Origin of the sequence: Amycolatopsis sp. WAC 01416 (genome assembly GCF_003947485.1) — a bacterium.
GTDB lineage: Bacteria > Actinomycetota > Actinomycetes > Mycobacteriales > Pseudonocardiaceae > Amycolatopsis.
The window spans coordinates 688,416-710,260 of record NZ_QHHX01000002.1 but is presented as its reverse complement, the minus strand read 5'-3'; the positions used below and the strand labels follow the sequence as shown (position 1 = coordinate 710,260).

Genomic DNA, 21,845 nt, shown 5'->3' with positions numbered 1-21,845 from the left:
CTTCAGGGACTTGGAATGATCTCCGTGCCGGAGACGTAGCGCATGGCCTCGATGAACTTCGGGTCGTTCATCCGGCGTTCCATCTCCGGGAAGTCGAGGTCGACCAGCCGGGTCTGGATCCACCACAGGTTGCCGAACGGGTCACGGACCCGGCCGACACGGTCGCCGAAGAAGAGTTCGGTCTGCCTCGTCACCTCTTCGGCGCCCGCCTCGATGGCCCGGCGCTGCGTCTCCACGCTGTCCTCGACGTAGAGCCGCAGATACGCCGGGGTGCCGACCCAGTCGTCACGCGAGTCGAACAGCATGACGACCGAGTCGCCGATCCGGACCTCCGCGTGCCCGATCTTCCCGCCTTCGACGTACACCGGTTCACCGATCGGCTCCGCGTCGAAGACCCGCTTCAAGAAGTCGATCACGCTCGCGGTGTCGCGCGAGATGATCCACGGGGTGACCGTGTGGTAGCCGTCGGGGATCGGGTTGCTCATCGGAGTTCTCCTCGGTCGTGGTGTGCGATGAGAAGAACGCTAGAGCCCGTATAGGACAGATCGTGTCCTAATGCGTTTTCAGCAGGAAAGGCGGCTTCGACTCCTGCCACTCCGGCATGTCCAGCGAGTTGAGCACCTCGACGATCCGCTTCTCCTCGTACCGGAAATGCGTCTCCATGATCGCCGTGAGCCCGTCCAGTTCCCGTTGGACGTCAAGGATCTCGGCCTGACTCGACCAGGGGCCGACGCCGGCGACCAGCTCCTCGATCCGTTCGATGATCCCGGTCATGACCTCGTGGTCGTGCGCGAGCTCTTCGAGCGACGGCCGCAATTCGGGGAATTTCTCCGCCAGCACAAGGAAGGCGCCGCCGTCCTCGCCGGTGTGATGCCTGGTCAGCGCCGAGCAGAAGGTGAGGCAATGAGCCCGGAGATCGCGCAGCCGCTCGGCGCGCCCGGCCGCTACCGACTCGAGGTCGTCATGCAGCCTGGCCAGCTCTTTACGCAGCCAGTTGTGAACCTGAACGAGTTGATTTCCGAACGCCGTCAACCGGCCGTTCGATGAAGAAGGGGTTTCCATGATTTCCCATGGTCCGACGCCTCCGCGCCCACGGCGGTCTCTTTGCCGGGTGCACTGCGACGTTGATCGAACTACAGCACAGTCCCCGGATGATCGTCAAGAGTGCTCAGTGGAAATCACGGGACTTGGCGGTGATCCGCAACGGCAGGTGGCGGATCTGTTCGGCGAGGACGTTCACCACCTCGCCGGTGCGCTCGACCACGCCGCGGATCAGCAGCGCGGGACTGCCGCGGGCGACCCGGTGATAGCGCTGCCACACCCCCATCGTGCAGATGATGTTGATCATCCCCGTCTCGTCTTCGAGGTTCAGGAAGGTGACGCCGCCCGCGGTCGCCGGCCGCTGGCGATGGGTCACCGCGCCCCCGGTCAGCACCCGGGTGCCGTGCGGGACCTCGCGCAGGCCCGCCGCCGTGATGACGCCGAGCTCGTCGAGGTGCTCGCGGATGAACTGGGTCGGGAAGCTGTCCGGCGACACCCCGGTTGCCCAGACGTCCGCGGCCGCGACGTCGATTTCGTCCATGCCGGGCAACATCGGCGCCTTGACCCCGGTGGTGAGCCCTGGCAGTTTCTCCAGGCTTTCGTCGGCGACCGCACCCGCCGCCCAGAGCGCGCTCCGCCTGGTCTCACCGAAACAACCGAACGCGCCTGCCGCCGCCAGCGCCTCGACCTGCGGTTTGGTCAGCCGTACACGCCGGGCGACCTCGGCCAGGTCCGCGAAGGGGCCGTCGCGTTCCCGTTCCTCGACGATCTTCTTCGCCAGGCTCTCGCCGATCATCCGCACGGTGGACAGCCCGCCTCGCACGGCGAGCAGCTTTCCCTCTTCAGGCAACGGTTCCAGCGTCGCGTGCGGGAGGCTCGCGTTGATGTCCGGGCCGAGCACCCGCACCCCGTGCCGCCGCGCGTCGGCGACCAGCGACTGCGGCGAATAGAACCCCATCGGCTGCGCGCGCAGCAAACCCGCCAGGAACGCGTCCGGGTGGTAGTACTTGAAGTACGCGCTCGCGAACACCAGCAAGGCGAAACTCAGCGCGTGACTCTCCGGGAAACCGAAGTTCGCGAACGCCTTGAGCTTGCCGAAGATCTTCTCGGCGAGCTCTCCCCCGATGTCGTTCTTCGCGGCGCCTTCGAGGAAACGTCGTTTGAGCCGTTCCATCTTCTGTTCGGAACGTTTGGACCCCATGGCGTGTCGCAGCCGATCCGCCTCCGCCGGGGTGAAATCGGCGACGTCGAGGGCGATCTGCATCATCTGTTCCTGGAACAACGGCACGCCGAGGGTTTTTTCCAGCGCGTTGACCAGTTTCGGATGGTCGAAATCCCATTTCTCCTGGCCGTTCTTGCGCCGGATGTAGGGATGCACCGAACCACCCTGGATGGGTCCGGGCCGGATGAGCGCGACCTCGACGGCCAGATCGTAGAACTTCTTGGGGCGCAAGCGAGGCAGGGTGGCCAGCTGCGCACGGCTCTCCACCTGGAAGACGCCGATCGCGTCGGCGCGGCAGAGCATTTCGTAGACGTTCTGATCCTTGAGATCCAATTCGGAGATGTCGACCTCTTCCCCTTTGTGGTCACGGACTAGGTCGATCATATAATGCAGGGCCGACAACATTCCGAGGCCGAGCAGATCGAATTTGACCAGCCCAGCCGCGGCGCAGTCCTCCTTCTCCCACTGCACGACACTGCGGTTCTCCATCCGGGCCCATTCGATCGGGACGACCTCGCTCACCGGCTGCTCGCAGATCACCATCCCGCCGGAATGGATACCCAGATGCCGCGGGAAGTCTTCGAGCGCGCAGGCGAGTTCCACGACCTCCTCGGGGATGTCGTGATCGTGGTCCTTTTCCGTGGCGCGCAACGCACCCCAGCGGTCGATCTGCTTGCTCCACGCGTCCTGCTGGCCGGGCGAGTACCCCAGCGCCCGCGCCGCGTCACGGACCGCGGACCGGGCCCGGTAGGTGATCACGTTCGCCACCTGCGCGGTGTTCAGCCGCCCGTATTTCTCGTAGACGTACTGGATCGCCTCCTCACGGCGGTCGGATTCGATGTCGAGGTCGATGTCCGGGTAGCCGTCGCGATCCGGGGCGAGGAACCGTTCGAAGAGCAGGCCGTAGCGCACGGCGTCGACCTTGGTGATGCCGAGCGCGTAGCAGACCGCCGAGTTCGCGGCCGATCCCCGGCCCTGGCAGAGGATCTTGTTGTCCCGGCAGAACCGCACGATGTCCCAGACGATCAGGAAGTAGCCGGGAAAACCCAGTTCTTCGATGACCTCCAGTTCGTGGTCGATCAGCTTCCTGGCCTTTTCGCGGTACTCCTCGTCCTTGTTCTTCTCGTGCTCCTCCGCGCCTTTCCTGGTGAGGTACCGCAAGTAGGACGCTTCGGTATGCCCCTCCGGAACGTCGAACGGCGGCAGCTTCGGCTCGATGTGGTGGAGTTCGAACGCGCACTCCCGGCCGAGCAGCGCCGCCCGCTGCACCGCACCCGGATACCGCTCGAAGATCTCGGCCATCTCCTCCCCCGACCGCAGGAACGCCGTTCCCGCGGCGGGCAGCCAGCCCTCCATGTCCTCCATGCCTCGCCGGGCGCGGATGGCGCTGAGCGCGTCGGCGAGCGGGGCCCGCTCCGGCCGGGCGTAGTGCGCGGCCGTGGTCGCCACCGTCGGGAGCCCGAACTCCTTGGCCATTTCGCTCAACAGGTCGTTGTGCGTGCTGTCCAAGGGAAGGCTGTGGTCGATGAGCTCGACATAGACGTTTTCGCGGCCGAAGCAGTCGATGAGTTCCTTCAGTCTCTCGACGGCCGCGGCGGGGCCTCCGGTGACGAGTGCCTTGCGCACCGAGCCCTTACGGCAGCCGGTGAGCACGACGCACTTCCCGCGGACCTCTTCGGCGACCGCGCGCAGGTCGTAAACCGGCCTGCCCTTCTCCGCCCTTTCCTTCGGGGACAACGACTGCCTGTCGAAGCCGTACAGCTGACCGGCGGTGATCGCCCGGTTCAGGCTCAGGTAGCCGTCCTGTTGTTTGGCCAGCAAGAGCAGGTGCTCGCCCTCGGGATCGGCGAACCCGTTCTGCGGCCCGGACAGGCCGAAACTGAGCTCCGTGCCGAAGACGGTGTGCACACCCAGCTCCCGCGCCGCTTCGGCGAACCGCACCACGCCGTACATGCCGTCGTGATCGGTGAGCGCGATCGCGTCCAGGCCCAGCCGCGCGGCCTCCTCCACCAGTTCCTCGGGATGGCTCGCCCCGTCGAGGAAGCTGAAGTTCGAATGGCAGTGCAGTTCGGCGTACGGCACCCGGCGCGCGGTGGCCCCGTCGTCGTCGCCGATCAGCCCGGACAGGTCCGCGGGCGGCTGATAGCCCTCACGTTTGGCACTCCACGCGGGGCTGTCGCCGCCGTCACCGGGCGGGACCTCGCCGGCGAGCTCGCGGGCGAGGTCCTTCCACGGCCGCGGAGGGTTGTTCCAGCCCATCGGTCACCGATTCTCTGTCGAGCTTCTCGGCGCGGGGACGAACACTTCCACGCGCGGCACACACGCCGCCCATGCGGTGTCCAACTCGGCACGCTGTACCGGGATGGCCGGTTCCTCCAGCCAGCGTCGCACCAGCCGCGTGTACTCCTCGTCCATGTTCAGTCGTACTTCCCTTCCAGTGTCCACATCGGATTCTTGTGGTGTTCGAAGCGGAGCAGCACCGCCTCCTCGGCGTCGGCCCCGTCGGCCAGCAGCACCTGCAACCGCATCCGGGTCCCCGACCGCGCGTGCCCCGCCCCGGCCCGGACACCGACGAACCACGGCCCGGCCCAGGCGATGACCTCGCGCGGCTCACCGCCCTCGAAACTCACGAGGAACGGCGCGGCGCTGACCCGGCGCCGCGCGGTGATCTCCACGGCGCGCCCGTTCTCGTCCAGCACCTGAGCGGGAACCGGCGGGACGAACACCGTGGCCGGAGAGGGCGACGGGAGCCTCCCTGCCCAGTTCGCGTCCGCCTGCGCCGACTTCTCCCGCCTGTCGCCCCACGGCACCAGCCGGACCCGCTCGGCGGGATCGCGGCCGCCGTCGAGCACCGCGGTGAAGACGCTCTCCGGGCCGAGCAGGCCCTGCACCCGCACCAGCGCGCGGCCTGCACGCTCACCGGACAGGACTTCGTCCTCTGTGGACGGACGCAGCACGCCCGACGCACCGGTCTGCCACAACCCGAGCTGCAGCGACCGTCCTTCGACGGTCTCCTCCGGCTCCAGCCGCAGCCGCACGACGCCGGAATTGGGGCGATCCTTGGCTTTCAGCCAGCCTTCGAACTGCCAGCGCACCCTGTCCGCGACCCCGAGCGGGGTCAGCGGTTCGGCGCACCGCCATACCCGGCCGAGTTGCTCACCGGTCTCGGTCGTCGCGTAGATGCCGAGCCGGGTGCAAGCCAGCCCGTGCGCGGCGAGCCCGGCGTGGAACCGTTCGCCGAGCCCTTTCGCCACGAACGCGGCGGCGTCGTTCCGGTCGATCGGCGGGTCGAACGCCTTCGCCAGCGAGAGCTCCGGCGGAGGACGTCGGCGCGACGGCGGACGTTCGGAACGTCCTCGTGCCAGCCGGTGCGCGAGCACGCCCTCTGTCCCGAAGCGCGCGGAGACGTCGCTTTCTTCGAGCTCCGCGAAGGCGCCCAGCGTGCGAAGGCCGAGCTGCTTAAGCAAGGTGACCAGCTCGGTCCGGCCGGCTTCAGGCTGGTCCAGTTCACGGATGGGCAGCGGAGCCAGGAATTCCGCCGTCCCACCGGGCTCGACCAGCGTCGAACGACGGGCGGCGAGCGTCGCGGCGAACAGGCCGTCGGCGACGCCGACCTGGCTTTCCACCCCCGCCGCCACGGACACCTCGTCCACCAGCCGTTCCAGGAGGCCGTGTTCACCGCCGAAGTACCCGGCCGCGCCGTCGACCGGAACGGCGACGATCCCGGGGCGCACCACCTCGACACCGACGGCCAGCTCCTCCACCGCCCGTGCGACGGACTCGAAGAGCCGGGCGTCACGGCCGTCGTCCTCACCGAAGACCGCCAGCTCCGGGCAGCAGGACTGGGCCTCGCGCCGCCGCATCCCGCGACGGACTCCGTATCCCCTGGCCACCGCGGTGCACGCGACCACGCGGTTCGCCGAGAAGACCGCGGCCGGGCGGCCGACGGGTTCACCCGCGACGGCCGCGGCGGCGACCGCCGGCCAGTCCGGGCACCACAGCACCAGCATGCGCACAGGCGGGTTCATGCCGTCCCCCACCTGGTCGCGGGGAAGTCGGCACGCTCGACTTCACCCTCGCCGGTGAACCGCAGCAAGGCCGACATCGGCCGGGCGGCCGCACCCCGGCCACCGGCCCGCACCTCGACCTCACGGGCGCGCAGATGACCCGCGCCCCCGCCGTCGAAGCCGGTCCAGCTCGAGCGACGGCAGCTCAGCTCGACCTCCGCACCGGGCCAGGACCCCAGCGAAAGCAGGACCGAACCACGGTTACGCGCGCGGGCGGACAGCCGCCTCGCCACGTCGGGCCGGGCCAGCCCCGGACCGACGACCACGAGATCGAAGCCGTCGAGCAGGGCCGCGGTCACCGCCGGGAACTCGGCACCGGGGCGGGGGACCAGCGCCAGCCTGCCCACCTCGACCCCGAGTTCCGCGGCGGCGACCACCCCGAGCGCGGGCAGGCCGACCGCGACCGCCCACGCACCGCCGGCGGTCGCGGCGGCCAGCAGGGTGAGCATCAGTGACGTGGACCCCAGCACCGAAACGGTGCTCCCGCGCCGGAGCCCCGCGGCGGGCAACAGACCGGACAACGCCGGGGACACCGGGAGCACCCTTCCCGTCGTCCTCGCGTGTTCGGCCGCGGAAGCCACGCCACTGGCCGTGCTCACTCCTGGCAAAGCCGCCAGCCTCGCCAACGGCAAGGCCCGTGCCTCGACCACCTCCGCTGTCAACGGACCCGCCTCCCACGACATCTGGACCGTCCTTTGTGGACGGCACCGGACGCGCCACGGGGAAGGCGGCACTTCGAACGCTTGTTCGATGACTCCAGTAGACCGGGTGGCGCAGCGGTTGTCAAGCGAGCCGGGAACGATCACCGGACCTGTCACGTCCGATACCGGGAATCCCCTTGTCAGGAAAGGAACCCCGCAGTGGACGACGCTTGGCCCGAGACGGTGAACGGCTGGGAACTCGCCAGGGAAGGCCATATCGAGAACTACCGCAAACGCCTGGCCAACCAGATCACGGTCACCGCGATCTGGGAGAACGGCACCGGGCGGGGCCAGCTGGACGCCCGCACCGAGCCATTGGGCGGCGGACGGACCCTGACCAGCAGCCGCAAGGACTTCCGGGACAAGGAGGCGTTCTGGACCGCCGCGACCTGTGTGCTGGAGATGGCCGCGAACCTGCCGTCGCTGGGCTGGGGCACGAGCCCGGCGGACTCGGCTCTGGCCGGGACCGTGGCAGGCATGGTCGAAGCGGAACCCGGCACCAAGGGCTACCCGGAAGCAGAACTGACGTTCACGTTGACCGACGGGCACACCGTGACCCTGTTCATGACCGACGAGCAGGCCTTCGACCTGAGCAACGCCATCTCACGGCTCGACCACCACGTGTGGTCCGAAGAACGCGAAGACGACGAAGAAGATGAAGACGAGGAGGACGAAGAGGACGACGACGACTTTGATGACGACGAGCCCGTTGTCGAAGAGGTGCCCGAGGTCGGCGAAGTCCGCTCCGGCCCGGACACCGGGCACGACCTGGTCACCCTGCTGGATGACCGGTTCGGGGTCACCGAGGACGATCTGCTGGCGCACGTCGACTGGTCCGCGCTCATCGTGGTGGGGGAACCCGCGGTGAACTCCCTCATCGAACGAGGGGACGAACTGACCGCCGCGGTCGCTCCGCGGTGGTATCCGGTCGTCGCGGACCGGCCCGGCGAACGCTGGGTCGTCCTGAAGCGCACGGGTCTGCACTACCACGGGGAGTGAGAAGCCTCGTGGGCCGCAGGTCCGTGAAGGCCTCCTTGGGGCACCGCATTTGCTTACCCACTACTCGGGGCTCGCGCTCTGAGATCCCCTTGGTCGTCGTGTGGCCTTAGGCGTGACACGCGTGATTGGAAGCGGAACTCGCGTGATTGGAAGCGGAACTCACGGCGGACCCGGTCACGGGCGAGATCGGCCTCCAATCACGCGAGTTCCGCGTTTGAACACGCGAGTTCCGCCTTCAATCACGCGCGACGTCCATCGGCCTGGTGGTGACATCACCTCACGACCCACCCGCCAACCCGCAGGTCAGACGTAGGCACACAAATGAAGGACTCCTTGAGGGACTCTGGGTCCCTCAAGGAGGCCTTCACGGGCCGGAGAGTGCCGCGACCCATACGCCACCTTCGCCTTACCCCTCGATAACCCGGCCACTCAGGACACCGGACGGTCAGGCCACGCGAGGAAGCGGCGCCGGGTGGTACCGCCGGAAACCGGACGCGGCAGTGCCCCCTTCACCGTGCAGCCAGTCATAGAGGAAACGGAACTCCGGGCCGAACCGGTTCGCCTCGGCGTTCAGCCGATCCGGCGACGTCGACGGCCAGCGGCCGCTCTCGACGCGGTCCCGCAGCACGCGCAACGCCGTCAGTTCCTCCGCGGCGGTGTGCTGGCAGTGACCGCCCCGGTTCACGAACAGTTGCCGGATCCGCTCGGAATCGACGCGGTCGCCATAGGTCCGCTCGTGTTCGGGGGCGACGCCGTCGCCGATCGGGTGCAGTGTGACGACGGGCCGGTGACCGTGTCCGGTCGGCGTCCCGACGCGGGCGAGCCACCGGGCGGCGGCGTTGTCGGCCTTCACCCGGGGCGCGGCGGCGAGCGCGGCCAGATCGGCGCCGAGATCCAGGCCGGCGTCACGGTAGGCCTGGGTCACGAGATCGCGTTCACTGGACCGGGCGAGCAGGCCGCGGTAATCCACTCCGGTGTTCCCGGTCGGGTTCCCGCCTGCCTGTGTCTCCACATCGACCCGGTGAGCACCCCAGGAGAACTGGTCGTAGACCGCCAGGACGAACTCCGTCTGCTGACGAATCTGCGCGGCGACGTCTGCGGAACGGGGGCGGTGTGCCGTCGACCAGCCGGGGACGTCGGCGAACGCGTTGGCGAGGGCGAGCCGCGCCCGTCCATCGGGTGATTCCAACGCCTTCGCGACCACCTGATGAGCTTTCGCGAGGTTCGCCCCCGGGTCGGCGATGCGGACGACCTCCAGTTCGGGCGCCAGCAGCGTCCGGACCGTGAACCCCAGATCGAGTGCCTGGGCGAACAACGCGGAACCGCCCGCGACGGGACCGCACATCGCCAGCGTGCCGTCGATCCGGTGCGGGAGCCGCTCGGCCAGCAGGACCGAGTTGAGCCCGCCGCCGGAGGCTCCCCAGGTGAGCACCTGCGCCGGTCGGCCGATGGTGCGGTCGAACCAGGACAGCAGCGCGGTCTGATCGTGCACTGCTTCGCGGGCCGAAAAGCCGATCGGCTTGCTGTAGAGCGACGCGGCCAGCGCGTACCCCTCGCCGAGGAGAACGGGTTTCGCCTCCGCCCGGTTGGCGAGTTCGATCTCCTCGGGAACATGGCCCGGCGGATAGATCCCGTGGTTGTACAGCAACAACTTGCCGTTCCAGTTCGCTGGCACCTCGACCCGGTATCGGGCACCCTCGATCACTCCGGTGTGCACACGGACGTCGTCCGCGGCGATGGCGGGCGCGCCGGTGACGATCAGCGCGGCGGCCAGGATTCCTGTCAACGTCATGGCGAAATGCTGACAGCGCGAGACTTCGCGGGAATCCGTCGAGACGCGGCTTCTCCCCTACGCTTCCTGGCGTACGAGCTCCCCCGCCAGCTCGCTCTGACGCGCTGCCTGCCGGCGCAGGAGCTCTTCGACGGCGGAGGGAAGGGTGGTCTCGAAGTCGATGAGCTTGACCCAGGTCGGGGTCACCACGACGCGGACCATGCTGTCGTAGAGCGACCGCACGTTCGCCTCCCACTCGACACGCTGCTCGGACGTCATCTCGTAGGTGCCGTTCCACTGCATGTACTCGTCGGGGATGCCGTCGACGTGGTCCAGTTCGACGGTGCCGCGGATGAGCAGGATCTTCGGCGGGTGGGATTCGGTGTCGATCGTCAGTGCGACGGCGGGATTGCGGCGAAGCGCCGGCAACTTCTGCGCGTTCGTCGGGGTGCACAGGACGATCTCCTTGCCGTTCCAGTGGATGCCGATCGGGATCGACCGCGGCGTGCCGTCGAGCGCGGTGTAGGCCAGCCGGGCCAGGTCGCGGGCCAAGAGCTCCTGGCTGAGCGGGCGGTTCAGGATCTCGTCGATCGTGCTCTGCTGCATGTCGCTCTCCTCGGGTCGCCGCCTTCGCGGACACACCAGGGACGCCGCCGTCACCCAGGCCTCGACACTCTCGGATGTGACCTGCGTCACGTCGACTTTAGCGGGCTAAACGCGATCCGTTTGTCGAAACGGCCCCCGGCCAGGCGTCGCTCTCTTGAAGGCATACGAGAGAGGAACAGCCATGACGAAGGAATCCGAGGTCCGCTTCGAGGGCTTCCTGCCCACCACGCCCGCCGACACCTGGGCCGCGATCACCACGGGCAGCGGCGGCTGGCTCTGGCCGATCCGGTACGAACCCCGCGACGGCGGCGCCGAGTCCGGCCTCACCCCGAACGGCGGCATGGTGACCGTCTGGAAGCCGTCACAGCACTTCGTCACCTACGCCGAAGACGAGAACGGCTGGTTCAACACGCTCGAGTACATCCTCGAACCGAAGGACGGCGGCACATACCTGCGCTTCGAGCACACCACGGTCCTCGACGACTGGGACGTCGAATACGACGCGTGCGAGCAGCACACGTCGTTCTACTACCACTCGCTGGGCGAGTACCTGACGCACTTCAACCGACGTCAGGCGAAGTACTTCAATGCCGACGCGCCCGAAGCGTCCAAGGCTCCGGAAGCGTTCGAGGCCGTGCGGGCGGCCGTCGGCGCGACGGCCGTCGGCGACCGGGTGTACCTCGAAGTTCCCGGCGTCGAAGGCGTCGTCGACTACCTGACGCCGGCCTTCATCGGCGTCCGGACCGAAGACGCGCTGTACCGCTTCTACGGCCGGAACGTCTGGGGCTGGTCTGTCGGCATCGGGCACCACCTGTTCGCCGAAGACGCCGACGCGGACAAGGCCGAGGAGGCGTGGACAGCCTGGCTGAACGGCCTGTACGGCTAGCGGGGCAGTTTCTTCGCGATCTCGGCGCCGACGGACTTCGCCGCTTCGGCGGACTCTGCCGGCGGGATCGGCGAGTTCGTGAAGAACCCCTTGTCCCAGCCCTTGTAGGTGACGATGACGACGTACACGCCCTGGGAGTACCGCAGCTCGGCGCCGCTGAAGGCGCTGTCGGTGTCCAGGGTGACGAGGACCGCCTTCTCCCCGATGCCCTGCACCTGCTGCTGACGCTCGGACGGCGCGGCCGACCCGGCGGACGACTCCGCCGCGCGCTTCTCGGCGTCCGGCCCCTCGTGGCGGTACACCATGATCTGGAGGGAACGGTCGTGGACGTTGTCGCTCTCCGGCGGCAGCCAGGAACAGCCGTACTGCTTGATGACGGTCTTGCCCGCTTTGATCTCGTTCTCGCGGACGCCTTGGTAGCTGGTGGTGACCGTCTTGTTCAGGACCTCCGGGGAGACCTGGCACTCGGCGGGCGGCTGCTGCGAGACCGGCGCCTTGCCGACCGACGAGTAGTACTCCGACGCGAAGATTCCGCCGGGGATGCCGAGCCCGAGCAGGACGACGCCGCCCACGATCAGGCCGACGATCAGCCCGGTCTTTTTCTTCTTGGGAGGCTGCCCGTAGCCAGGCGGGCCGTAACCGGGAGGCGGTCCGTAGCCGGGCTGGGGCGGGCCGCCGTAACCCGGCTGCTGTCCGTAGCCCTGCCCAGGTGGCGGGCCGAAACCCGGTCCCTGGCCGTACCCCTGCGGTGGCTGGTGCACCGATCCTCCCCTACCGATTCACGTACGTCCGGATCGCGTTCAGCGGGCTAAACGCGATCCGCGGCCAGCATGGCACGACGGCCGCGGCCGGGCACCGGAAACGTCCCCGGATCGCGATTAGGGGGCTGAACGCAAGTCCGGGCCGGATCGCGTTCAGCCCGCTAAAGGCGAGTCGGCGTCAGTGGGCGAAGTGGCGCGTGCCGGTCAGGTACAGGGTGACCCCGGCTGCCTCGGCGGCGGCGATGACCTCGGCGTCGCGGATCGAGCCGCCCGGCTGGACGACGGCGCGGACGCCGGCCTCGAGCAGGACCTCGAGTCCGTCCGGGAACGGGAAGAAGGCGTCCGAAGCGGCGACGGAACCCTTCGCCCGGTCGCCCGCCCGCGAGACCGCGAGCCGTGAGGAGTCGACCCGGTTGACCTGGCCCATGCCGACACCGACGGTCGCGCCGTCGTTCGCCAGCAGGATCGCGTTCGACTTCACCGCGCGCAGCGAACGCCACGCGAACTCGAGGTCGGCCAGCGTCCGCTCGTCGGCGGGCGCGCCGGTGGCCAGCGTCCAGTTCGCCGGGTCGTCGCCCTCGGCGGCGATCGTGTCGACGGTCTGCACCAGCACGCCGCCGGAGATCGGCCGGAACTCGATCGGATCCGGCGACGTGATCGCGGGCAGCTTCAGCAGTCGCACGTTCTTCTTGCGCTGCAGGATCTCCAGCGCCTCGGCGTCGAAGTCCGGCGCCAGGACGACCTCGGTGAACACCTCGGAGATCTGCTCGGCGGCCTCGCGGCTCACCGGCCGGTTGGTCGCGATCACCCCGCCGTAGGCCGAAACCGGGTCGCACGCGTGCGCCTTCCGGTGTGCCTCGGCGATGTCCTCGCCGACGGCGATCCCGCACGGGTTGGCGTGCTTGATGATCGCGACGGCCGGGGCCTCGAAGTCGTAGGCGGCGCGGCGCGCGGCGTCGGTGTCGACGTAGTTGTTGTACGACATGGCCTTGCCGTGCAGCTGTTCCGCGTGCGCGAGACCCGGCCGCCAGTGCTTGTACAGCGCGGCCTTCTGGTGCGGGTTCTCGCCGTAGCGCAGCACGTCGCCGCGTTCCCACGAAGCGCCGGTGAAGTCCGGGAAGCCGGAATCGTCCGCGGGCGCGTAGACATTGGCGAACCACGAGGCGACGGCGGTGTCGTACGCCGCGGTGTGCGCGTAGGCCTGCGCGGCGAGCCGCTTGCGATCGGCCAGCTCGAAACCACCGGCGGCGACGCGGTCCAGCACCCACTCGTAGCGTGAAGGGTCGACCACGACGGCGACGCTGTTGTGGTTCTTCGCCGCGGCACGCACCATCGCCGGGCCACCGATGTCGATGTTCTCGACACAGTCCTCCGGGCTCGCGCCCGAGGCGACGGTCTGCGTGAACGGGTACAGGTTGACCACGAGCAGGTCGAACGGCGCGATGTCGAGCTGCTTGAGCTGCTCGACGTGCTCCGGGCGCTCGCGGTCGGCGAGCAGGCCCGCGTGCACGCGCGGGTGCAGCGTCTTGACCCGGCCGTCGAGGGACTCCGGGAACCCGGTGACCTGCTCGACCGGCGTCACCGGCACCCCGGCGTTCGCGATGACCTTCGCCGTTCCGCCGGTCGACACGATCTCGACACCGGCCGCGTGCAGCCCGGTGGCGAGTTCGAGCAGGCCTGCCTTGTCGGAGACGCCGATCAGCGCGCGCCGGACGGGACGCTGTCCCTGTGCGGTACTCACGAAAACCTCACCTTTCGTCCCTCGACCGCGCACCCGCTCCGGCCGAGCTTTTCGATCGTTTCCACCAGGAGCCTGCGTTCCACGGCCTTGATCCGCTCGTGCAGGACGTCTTCGTCGTCGTCGGGCTCCACGATCACCGGCTCCTGCGCGATGATCGGCCCGGTGTCGACTCCGGCGTCGACGAAATGCACCGTCGACCCGGTGACCTTGACGGCCATCGCCAGCGCGTCGGCCACGGCGTGCGCGCCGGGGAACGACGGCAGCAACGCCGGATGCGTGTTGATCACGCGGCCGGGGAACCGCGCGAGGAATTCGGCGCCGAGGATCTTCATGAACCCCGCCGAGACGACCAGGTCCGGCTGGTAGGCGGCGACGGCTTCGGTGATCGCCTTGTCCCACGCGGCGCGGTCCGGATGGTCGGCCATCCGCACGATGAACGACGGCACGCCCGCGCGTTCGGCACGGGTGAGCGCCGCGATCCCGGCGCGGTCCGCTCCGACGGCGACCACCTTCGCCGGGAAGTTCGGTTTTTCGACCGCGTCGAGCACGGCCTGCAGCAGCGTGCCGGAACCGGACGCGAGGACGACGAGCTTCACCGGAGTGGGCAGGTCCAACCGACTAGCCAGAACGGGCTCCTTGCCACGGCGGTACGCACTCGGGCGTACGGCGCTTCACCTGGTCGCGACAACCCTAACGGTCGTCGCCGGGGGCGCTTTCGTCGCCGGACCCGTCGGTGGACTCGGTCACAGCGTCGTCGACGGCACCGTCCTGCTCGGGCTCGGTTTCGGGCTCGGTTTCGGGCTCTGGTTCAGGCTCGGTTCCGGGCTCTGGTTCCGCCGGGGTCTCGTCGACGTCCTCCGCCAATTCTTCGACCTCTTCGGCTTCTTCGCCCGCTTCGGCTTCGGTTTCCTCTGCGAGTTCGTCGTCTTCGGGCTCGACGGCTTCTTCTTCGACTTCGGCGATGTCCTCGGGTTCACCCGGCGGTTCGGGAGCCTCGTGCGGTCCGGCGAAGAACGCGACGAACCCGCCGGGGACGACGATCCAGCAGAACGCGATCACCGACGCGACCCCGACCGGCACGCTGACCGGGTCGAACGGCCCGTCACCGAGCCTTCCGCCGGACAGGGTCCCGAGGATGACGCAACCGAACGCGACGAGGGCGCCCGCGACGGCGACCGCCCGCATCCGCAGCATGGGGTCTTCGTCGATCGCGCGGATCCGCCAGCCGACCAGCGCACCGACCAGCGCGGGCAGGAGCAGCAACGCCGGCCACCAGACCGCGTGGTGCGACGGGATCCCCGCCAGCACCGGCACCCCTGGCAGCTTGCCTTCCTGGTAGCCGAACATGCCGACGGTCACCGAGCCGATCGAGAAGCCCGGCCCGGTGGTGAACGACAGCGCGGCGACGACCGCGTTCGGCAGGTAGGCCACGGAGAGCACGAACATGCCGAGGCTCGCGCCGAAACCCGGCTCGAACAGACTGTCCATAGTGGACCAAGAAAGCGCGGTGGCCGCGGTGAACACCACCGCGCCACAGGCGATCAACGCGGCGAGGCCGAGCGCACCCGCCCGCAGGCCGTGGACGGCGACCGGGTCGAACCGGTCCCGCACCGCGGCCGGAAGCCCGCAGATCCTGGCGATTCCCGCGACGGCGGCGAGCCCGGCGAGGAGCCCCGGCACGCAGAACGCGGTCAGCGAGTTCACCCCGATCGGCGATCCGCCGGCCATCAGGGCGATGAACACACCGAACAACGCGTGCGCCCCGGCTATCACCGTCACCACCGGGACAGCGTCCGCCGGAGTCCGTCCGCCGAGGCGACGGGCGGCGCGCGCGGCCGTCCTCGCCACGAGCCATCCGACGACGAGGGTCGGCAGCAGCGGCAGCACGCCGAGCGGATGACCGCCGAGTTCGAGTTCCACCTGCCACGAAGCGAGCCAGCCCGGGCCGGCGGCGAGCAGCGCTCCGGTGGCGGAGAACCGGGACCGGTCGGCGGCGAACGACACCACGGCGAGGACGGCCGCGACGGCGGTATAGGAAGAAAGCAGGGGCGCGCAAGCCGCGGCGAGCAACACACGAACCCGCTTCGCCCTGGACACCTCCGGCTCGGGGACGAGGTCGCTCACCGGCTCTTCGCCCGGCGGGCGTTCGTCGCGGGTGAGCAGCTTCATGATCCGCACCATGACATCCGGACTGGGCCGTCCGGGTGAGGCACGCCGCCACCGGACAGCGCACGTGGCCCAACCCACCCGGTCGGGTAACCCGGAAAAACGAAAACACCCGCTGTGACACGGAGAGTCACAGCGGGTGTTTCGCGTTCGGAAGATCAGCTCTGCTGGCCGAAACCACCGGGTGGCGTGCCCGGGTTCTGGCCTGACTCCGACGACGAGGAGGACGGCGGCTGCTGGAAGAACTGGCCCTGCTGCGGCGCGTACGTCGTGGCCTGCTGACCCGGCGGCTGCGTGACCGGCGGCTGGAACCCGCCCGGCTGTGAGAACGGGCCGGACGGCTCGCCCTGCTGCTGCCCCTGCTGGCCCGCGCCGGGGAACGGCTGGACCTGAGTGGCGGCCGGGCCCTGCTGACCCTGCTGGCCGAACGGACCCTGCGGGCCCTGCTGCGGGAACTGCTGGCTGTACGGGGCCTGCGGCGCCTGCTGCTGCGGCTTCGCGGCGGGCAGCTTGATGACGTCGTGCTCGAACAGCAGCGCGGCGACCGCGACCAGCATCTGCAGGATGCCGAGGATCAGCACCACGGTGAGGATGCCGGGGACCGAGACCTCCTCGCGACCGCTCCCGTAGCCGATGATCAGGTCCAGTGCGCCGAACGCGCCGAGGACGCTGAACAACGCGGCGAACGGCAGCGTCTTCGGGCCACGCGGCAGCGCGTGCAGGCCCGCGAGCAGACCGCTGACCAGGAGGAAGACCGAGACCTGCCCGGCGGCGTCGGCCTCGTCGGAGAAACCGATGAAGAACTGCACCAGGCCGAGGACGGCGACGGCGAGCGCGAGCAGCAGCGCCAGGTTCAGCGGGGGAGCCTGCGACGGCGCCTGCTGCTGCGGAAAGGCTCCCGAGCCGGGGTGGGACTGAGGGGGTTGCTGGCCGCCACCCTGCTGGGGGTAGCCGGGCCCACCGCTGGGATAGGACATCCGAATGCTCTCCTGTCGTTCGACCGGCACCCCGGGGCGCGCGGGACTCCCGGGACAAACGAGGCGGCTGTGATGCTCGAACGCTAGCGCACACGCGGTCACCCCACGCCTCGGGCTCTGAGACGTCTGTACACCCGGTCGGGTTCCGTGCGGAACCCCTCCGCGACGACCGGATCGCGATTAGGGGGCTAAAGGCGACCCCGCCGCCGGATCGCGTTTAGCCCGCTAAAGGCGATCCGGGGCGCGCGTCGCCTTTAGCGGGCTAAACGCGATCCGGGCGTAAAGAGGCGGGCCGGGCACCGGTGAGGTGCCCGGCCCGCCGGGGAAAGCTTCAGTCTCCGAAGGATCAGAGGCTGTTGTACAGCTCGCGCGCCAGGACGGCGGTCTCGCTCGGGGTCTTCCCGACCTTGACACCGGCGGCCTCGAGGGCCTCCTTCTTGGCGGCGGCCGTGCCGGAGGAGCCGGAGACGATGGCGCCGGCGTGGCCCATGGTCTTGCCCTCGGGCGCGGTGAAGCCCGCGACGTAGCCGACGACCGGCTTCGTCACGTTGTCCTTGATGTAGGCCGCGGCACGCTCTTCGGCGTCGCCGCCGATCTCGCCGATCATCACGATGACCTTGGTCTCGGGGTCGGCCTCGAACGCCTCGAGGGCGTCGATGTGCGTCGTGCCGATGATCGGGTCGCCGCCGATGCCGACACCGGTCGAGAAACCGATGTCACGCAGCTCGTACATCATCTGGTAGGTCAGCGTGCCGGACTTCGACACGAGGCCGATCGGGCCGGCACCGGTGATGTCGGCCGGGATGATGCCCGCGTTCGACTTGCCGGGGCTGATCACGCCGGGGCAGTTCGGCCCGATGATGCGGGTCTTGTTGCCCGTCGCGACCGCGTGCGCCCAGAAGTAGGCCGAGTCGTGCACCGGGATGCCCTCGGTGATCACCACGGCGAGCGGGATCTCGGCGTCGATCGCCTCGATGACCGCGTCCTTGGCGAACTTCGGCGGCACGAAGATGACCGACACGTCGGCGCCGGTCTCCTTGATGGCCTCCTCGACCGTGCCGAACACGGTGAGGTCCTTGCCCTCGATGGAGACGGTCTGGCCGGCCTTGCGGGAGTTGACGCCACCCACGATGTTCGTGCCGGACTTCAGCATCTTGGTCGCGTGCTTCATGCCCTCGGAGCCGGTGAGCCCCTGGACGATGACCTTGCTGTTCTCGTTGATGAAGATCGACATCTCACGCACCTGCCGCGGCGAGCTCGGCGGCCTTGTCGGCCGCGTTGTCCATTGTGTCCACCACGGTGACCAGCGGGTGGTTCGCGTCGGCGAGGATCTGGCGACCCTCGACGACGTTGTTGCCGTCCAGCCGCACGACGAGCGGCTTGGTGGCCTCGTCACCCAGGATCTTCAGCGCCTCGACGATGCCGTTCGCGACCGCGTCGCAAGCGGTGATGCCACCGAAGACGTTGACGAAGACGCTCTTCACGTCGGTGTCGTTGAGGATGACGTCCAGACCGGCCGCCATGACCTCGGCCGACGCGCCGCCACCGATGTCGAGGAAGTTGGCGGGCTTGACGCCGCCGTGCTTCTCGCCCGCGTACGCCACGACGTCCAGCGTGGACATCACGAGGCCCGCGCCGTTGCCGATGATGCCGACCTCGCCGTCGAGCTTGACGTAGTTGAGGTCCTTCGCCTTAGCCTTGGCCTCGAGCGGGTTCTCCGCGTCCTTGTCGACCAGTGCCTCGTGGCCCGGCTGACGGAAGGAGGCGTTCTCGTCGAGGGTGACCTTGCCGTCGAGGGCGATGATCTTGTCCTGCGGGTCACGGACCAGCGGGTTGACCTCGACCAGGGTCGCGTCCTCGGAGACGAAGGTCTCCCAGAGCTTCACGACGACGTCGGCGGCTTCGTCGACGACCTTCTCCGGGAACTTGCCCGCGGTCAGGATCTCGACGGCCTTCGCCTTGTCGACACCGATGATCGCGTCGACCGGGATCTTCGCGAGCGCTTCGGGACGCTCGACGGCCAGCTGCTCGATCTCCACGCCGCCTTCGGCGGAAGCCATCGCGAGGAAGGTGCGGTTCGCACGGTCCAGCAGGAAGGAGAAGTAGTACTCCTCGGAAATGTCCGAGGCTTCGGCCACCAGCACGCGACGCGTGATGTGGCCCTTGATGTCCAGGCCGAGGATCGCCTCGGCCTTCTCGGCGGCCTCATCCGGCGTCTGGGCCAGCTTGACGCCGCCCGCCTTGCCGCGGCCGCCGGTCTTGACCTGGGCCTTGATGACGACCTGGTTGCCGATCTTCTCGGCGGTGGCCTTGGCTTCTTCGGGGGTATTTGCCACGGCACCCGGCAGAACCGGTACTCCGTGGGCGGCGAAGAGATCCCTCGCCTGGTATTCGTAGAGGTCCACTACTCCAGTCTCCTGACGACACGCCACTGTGGTGGTCCGTTTCCGGACCGCGCTGTCGGACCAGTCGAGGTTAGCGACCTGCGTAGAAGCAGGGCACTCCGCACCTGGTGAAGTCGGTCACCGTACGCGGTCAGACGGTGTTTCCACGGTGTGAGACCGCACACCGGAGACCCAGTTCGCCGCCTCTTCCAGGCTTTCGAAGGCGTTTTCGAACCCGCTCGGACCGTTACCGACCGCGAAGAGGAGAACGCCGGGAAGCGTTTCGGCGAGCCCTTCCGGTTCACTCTCGCCACGTAGGACGCCGAGGATGTCCGGATCCTCCTGTTCGACCGTCCGGACCACTTGTTCGACGGTGTCGAGACGCCCGGCGTAGACGACCTCCACCCCGTCGTCGCGCAGCGCCCTCCCGAGCGCGACCGCCGAACCGTCCGGAACGTCGAACTCGGCCAGCACGATCCGAAGGAGGCGGCGCGTCATCCGGTCCGCCGCGCACCCGCTACGGCCATTCCGGCCGCGACGAGGGAGACGAGGGCGCCGCCCAGTGCGAGCCAGAACCCGATCCCCGCCGACGAGCCGTCGTACTCCGAGCCGACGAGCGGCAGTTCCGCCGCACGCAGCCCGAGTAGCAGCGCGGCACCGGCCAGGGCGGACGCCGCCGCGACCGGCCGCGAGCGCACGACGAGCGCGTACAGGCCGAGCAAGACCGCGAGCGCGCCGAGCAGGCCCCACGACGCCGCGCCGAAGTTCGACCACAGACCGGGGGCGGTGTAGCCGGGCGCGGTGAACACCGGGGTGCCGAACGCGGCGATCGCCAGGACCGCCGCCGCGACGACCGGGGTCAGCACGGTGCCGTTCGCCCGCGAACCGTCCAGCCCACTGTCGGTCGAGGCATCGACGGCATCGTCAGCGTCATCGGTGATATCGCGTTCCACGACGCCGGTGACCACCGCGGCGAGCGCGGCAACGGCCGCCAGCACGAGCGCGATGAACGTCCACGTGACGCCGGGGCCCGCCGAGAAGCCGACCTTGTCCGGCGACGGCACCGGGAGGTCGACCCCGAACAGCGCCGGGTCCACCGCCTTGTCCTCGGTCACGGACAAGGCCGCGCCGAGCACGGCCGCGCCCGCGAGAACCACCCCCGCCCACGTCGCCGCGACGACTCCCCTGGCGAACGCCGAGAGCCGCGGCACGAAGACGAACAGCGCGGGTACGGCGAGCACGACGGCGGCACCGAGCAGCAGCCAGCGCGCCGGCGTCTCGGGGACGGGCGTCGGACCGTTGGCCTTCAGGACCGGGGCCAGCGCACCCGCGACCGCCGCGGCGGCGGCGAGCAGCGCCAGGCCGCCGGTGGCCAGCCGCCACCAGAACAGTCCTGGCAGCCTTGCCTCGCCGGCGAGGTCACCGGTGACGGCATCGTCTGCTTCCGCGACGTCGAACCGGGTGAAGGCCAGCCCGACCAGCGCCAGACCCGCGACGGTCACCACCACCGAACCCGGCGCGACCGAGAGCCGGTCCACGACCAGCCCCGCGACCACCGCCGGGACCCCGACCGCGAGTGACGCCAGCCCGGCTCCGGCGAACCCGCCCTTGCCGACTCCCGCCGAAGGCGAACTCACGGCCACGAGCACGGTCAACGGAAGCATCGCCGCGATCAGCAGGTACCCGGCCATCGCGACCGTCGGACCCTCGAAGGCGTTCTTGGCCAGGAGATACGCGTTTCCCGAACCGAGGGGTGCGAGCAGCAGGCCGAGCCAGCCCGCCACGCCGAGCACGGGCCCGAGCAGCCGCCAGCGGCGCCGTCCGTCGAGTTCACCCGCCAGTTCCGCCTCGTCACGTGCGGTCCCGGCGGCGAACGCCCCGGCGGCGAGGGTGAGCAGGTGGCCCACCACCAGCGGCCACAGCCCCGGCCCGGCCGGAGGCAGCGCGAGCAGCCTGTCGGCGAGGAACAGTTCCGGACGTGCGGCGAGGGACCCGTCCGCGAGCAGCTGCAGGTCCAGCAGCAGCCGCCCGGGCGCGAGCGCGGTGAGCCCGAGCACCAGCCCGGCCGTGAGCCCGGCGCGCCCGGTGAACAGGGCGTAGAGCACGGCCACCGCGGGCGCCAAGGCCAGCACGACCAGCAGCGGACCGGCGGTGAAACCAGGCGAACCACCCTGGATGACGGGCAACAGTGCGCCGGCGGCCAGCGCGACCGCACCGGCCGACACCAGCCCCGCCGACAGCAGGAGCGCTCGCGGGCGGGAGCCCGGTTCGCTCCGGAGAAGTTCGGCGGACGCGGTACCGGGGACGGCTTGCCCGGCGGAGTCGCCGCCAGGGTGCCGTGAGCGCGAAGTCATCGACGGCGACGCTAGCAAGCCCGGGTCGGCCGGGCCCGGCAGCAGGGGCGCCGCAGGTCTCACCGGCGTTCGACCAGACCACTGAAGACAAGCTGATGACGAGCTGGAGAGAGGCGCAGGCGAGGCGTGGAAGCGGCCTACTCCGGGTAAACCTCCTTCAACACCGTCG

The 21,845-nt window shown here is 69.3% G+C and carries 18 protein-coding genes; 2 read left to right on the top strand and 16 right to left on the bottom strand.

The genetic code is table 11. From position 1 onward, the window contains the following. Positions 1–2: 2 nt before the first annotated feature. The 5 genes from DL990_RS07730 to DL990_RS07710 form a co-directional block, all read right to left on the bottom strand. Complete coding sequence (locus tag DL990_RS07730; RefSeq protein WP_125788915.1) at positions 3–485, bottom strand: VOC family protein; 483 nt, start codon at positions 483–485, stop codon at positions 3–5. 67 nt (positions 486–552) lie between these two features. Then, complete coding sequence (locus tag DL990_RS07725; RefSeq protein ID WP_125798255.1) at positions 553–1,062, bottom strand: hemerythrin domain-containing protein; 510 nt, start codon at positions 1,060–1,062, stop codon at positions 553–555. 106 nt (positions 1,063–1,168) lie between these two features. Beyond that, a complete protein-coding gene (locus DL990_RS07720; protein ID WP_125798254.1) occupies positions 1,169–4,522 on the bottom strand; it encodes an error-prone DNA polymerase in 3,354 nt (1,117 codons plus the stop codon). A 158-nt stretch (positions 4,523–4,680) separates the two neighbouring features. Continuing rightward, positions 4,681–6,291 carry a DNA polymerase Y family protein gene (locus tag DL990_RS07715; protein ID WP_233620418.1) on the bottom strand — a complete coding sequence of 537 codons (1,611 nt, stop codon included), beginning with the start codon at positions 6,289–6,291 and terminating at the stop codon, positions 4,681–4,683. Further along, positions 6,288–7,013, bottom strand: coding sequence for a hypothetical protein (locus DL990_RS07710; protein ID WP_233620417.1), 726 nt, complete (start codon positions 7,011–7,013; stop codon positions 6,288–6,290). The genes DL990_RS07715 and DL990_RS07710 overlap by 4 nt, the downstream gene beginning before the upstream one ends. A gap of 177 nt (positions 7,014–7,190) precedes the next feature. On the opposite strand from DL990_RS07710, the gene DL990_RS07705 reads away from it, so the two are divergent. Continuing rightward, entirely contained in the window at positions 7,191–8,030 is an 840-nt protein-coding gene (locus DL990_RS07705) for a hypothetical protein (RefSeq protein WP_125798253.1), read from the top strand. A gap of 445 nt (positions 8,031–8,475) precedes the next feature. On the opposite strand, the gene DL990_RS07700 is transcribed toward DL990_RS07705, so the two are convergent. Beyond that, the gene (locus DL990_RS07700) at positions 8,476–9,822 is read right to left on the bottom strand and encodes a hypothetical protein (protein WP_125798252.1); all 1,347 of its coding nucleotides are present in this window, start codon (positions 9,820–9,822) and stop codon (positions 8,476–8,478) included. 57 nt (positions 9,823–9,879) lie between these two features. Beyond that, positions 9,880–10,407: a pyridoxamine 5'-phosphate oxidase family protein gene (locus DL990_RS07695; RefSeq protein ID WP_125798251.1), complete on the bottom strand. Its 528-nt coding sequence runs from the start codon at positions 10,405–10,407 to the stop codon at positions 9,880–9,882. Positions 10,408–10,588: 181 nt separating this feature from the next. Here DL990_RS07695 and DL990_RS07690 point away from each other — a divergent pair, with 181 nt between their 5' ends. Beyond that, on the top strand, positions 10,589–11,293 hold the full coding sequence (locus tag DL990_RS07690) for an SRPBCC domain-containing protein (protein ID WP_125798250.1): 705 nt from the start codon (positions 10,589–10,591) through the stop codon (positions 11,291–11,293). Here DL990_RS07690 and DL990_RS07685 read toward each other — a convergent pair. From DL990_RS07685 to DL990_RS07645, 9 genes are all read right to left on the bottom strand, one after another. Continuing rightward, positions 11,290–12,054 carry a hypothetical protein gene (locus DL990_RS07685; protein WP_125798249.1) on the bottom strand — a complete coding sequence of 255 codons (765 nt, stop codon included), beginning with the start codon at positions 12,052–12,054 and terminating at the stop codon, positions 11,290–11,292. The two genes, DL990_RS07690 and DL990_RS07685, sit on opposite strands and share 4 nt — an antisense overlap. A gap of 178 nt (positions 12,055–12,232) precedes the next feature. Then, positions 12,233–13,795 (bottom strand): bifunctional phosphoribosylaminoimidazolecarboxamide formyltransferase/IMP cyclohydrolase, encoded by a 1,563-nt coding sequence (purH, locus tag DL990_RS07680; RefSeq protein ID WP_125798248.1) that lies wholly within the window; start codon positions 13,793–13,795, stop codon positions 12,233–12,235. Beyond that, positions 13,792–14,409 (bottom strand): phosphoribosylglycinamide formyltransferase, encoded by a 618-nt coding sequence (gene purN / locus DL990_RS07675; protein ID WP_125788906.1) that lies wholly within the window; start codon positions 14,407–14,409, stop codon positions 13,792–13,794. Before purN ends, purH begins: the two co-directional genes overlap by 4 nt. 76 nt (positions 14,410–14,485) lie before the next feature. After that, positions 14,486–15,976, bottom strand: coding sequence for a DUF6350 family protein (locus DL990_RS07670; RefSeq protein WP_125798247.1), 1,491 nt, complete (start codon positions 15,974–15,976; stop codon positions 14,486–14,488). Positions 15,977–16,119: 143 nt separating this feature from the next. Next, on the bottom strand, positions 16,120–16,938 hold the full coding sequence (locus DL990_RS07665; protein WP_125798246.1) for a DUF5336 domain-containing protein: 819 nt from the start codon (positions 16,936–16,938) through the stop codon (positions 16,120–16,122). 346 nt (positions 16,939–17,284) lie between these two features. Continuing rightward, positions 17,285–18,172: a succinate--CoA ligase subunit alpha gene (gene sucD / locus DL990_RS07660; RefSeq protein WP_125788903.1), complete on the bottom strand. Its 888-nt coding sequence runs from the start codon at positions 18,170–18,172 to the stop codon at positions 17,285–17,287. Between the two features lies 1 nt (position 18,173). After that, positions 18,174–19,343, bottom strand: coding sequence for an ADP-forming succinate--CoA ligase subunit beta (gene sucC / locus DL990_RS07655; protein ID WP_125788902.1), 1,170 nt, complete (start codon positions 19,341–19,343; stop codon positions 18,174–18,176). 117 nt (positions 19,344–19,460) lie between these two features. Further along, positions 19,461–19,820: a hypothetical protein gene (locus tag DL990_RS07650; protein WP_125788901.1), complete on the bottom strand. Its 360-nt coding sequence runs from the start codon at positions 19,818–19,820 to the stop codon at positions 19,461–19,463. Then, entirely contained in the window at positions 19,817–21,676 is a 1,860-nt protein-coding gene (locus tag DL990_RS07645) for a hypothetical protein (RefSeq protein ID WP_125798245.1), read from the bottom strand. Before DL990_RS07645 ends, DL990_RS07650 begins: the two co-directional genes overlap by 4 nt. Between the last annotated feature and the right edge of the window lie 169 nt (positions 21,677–21,845).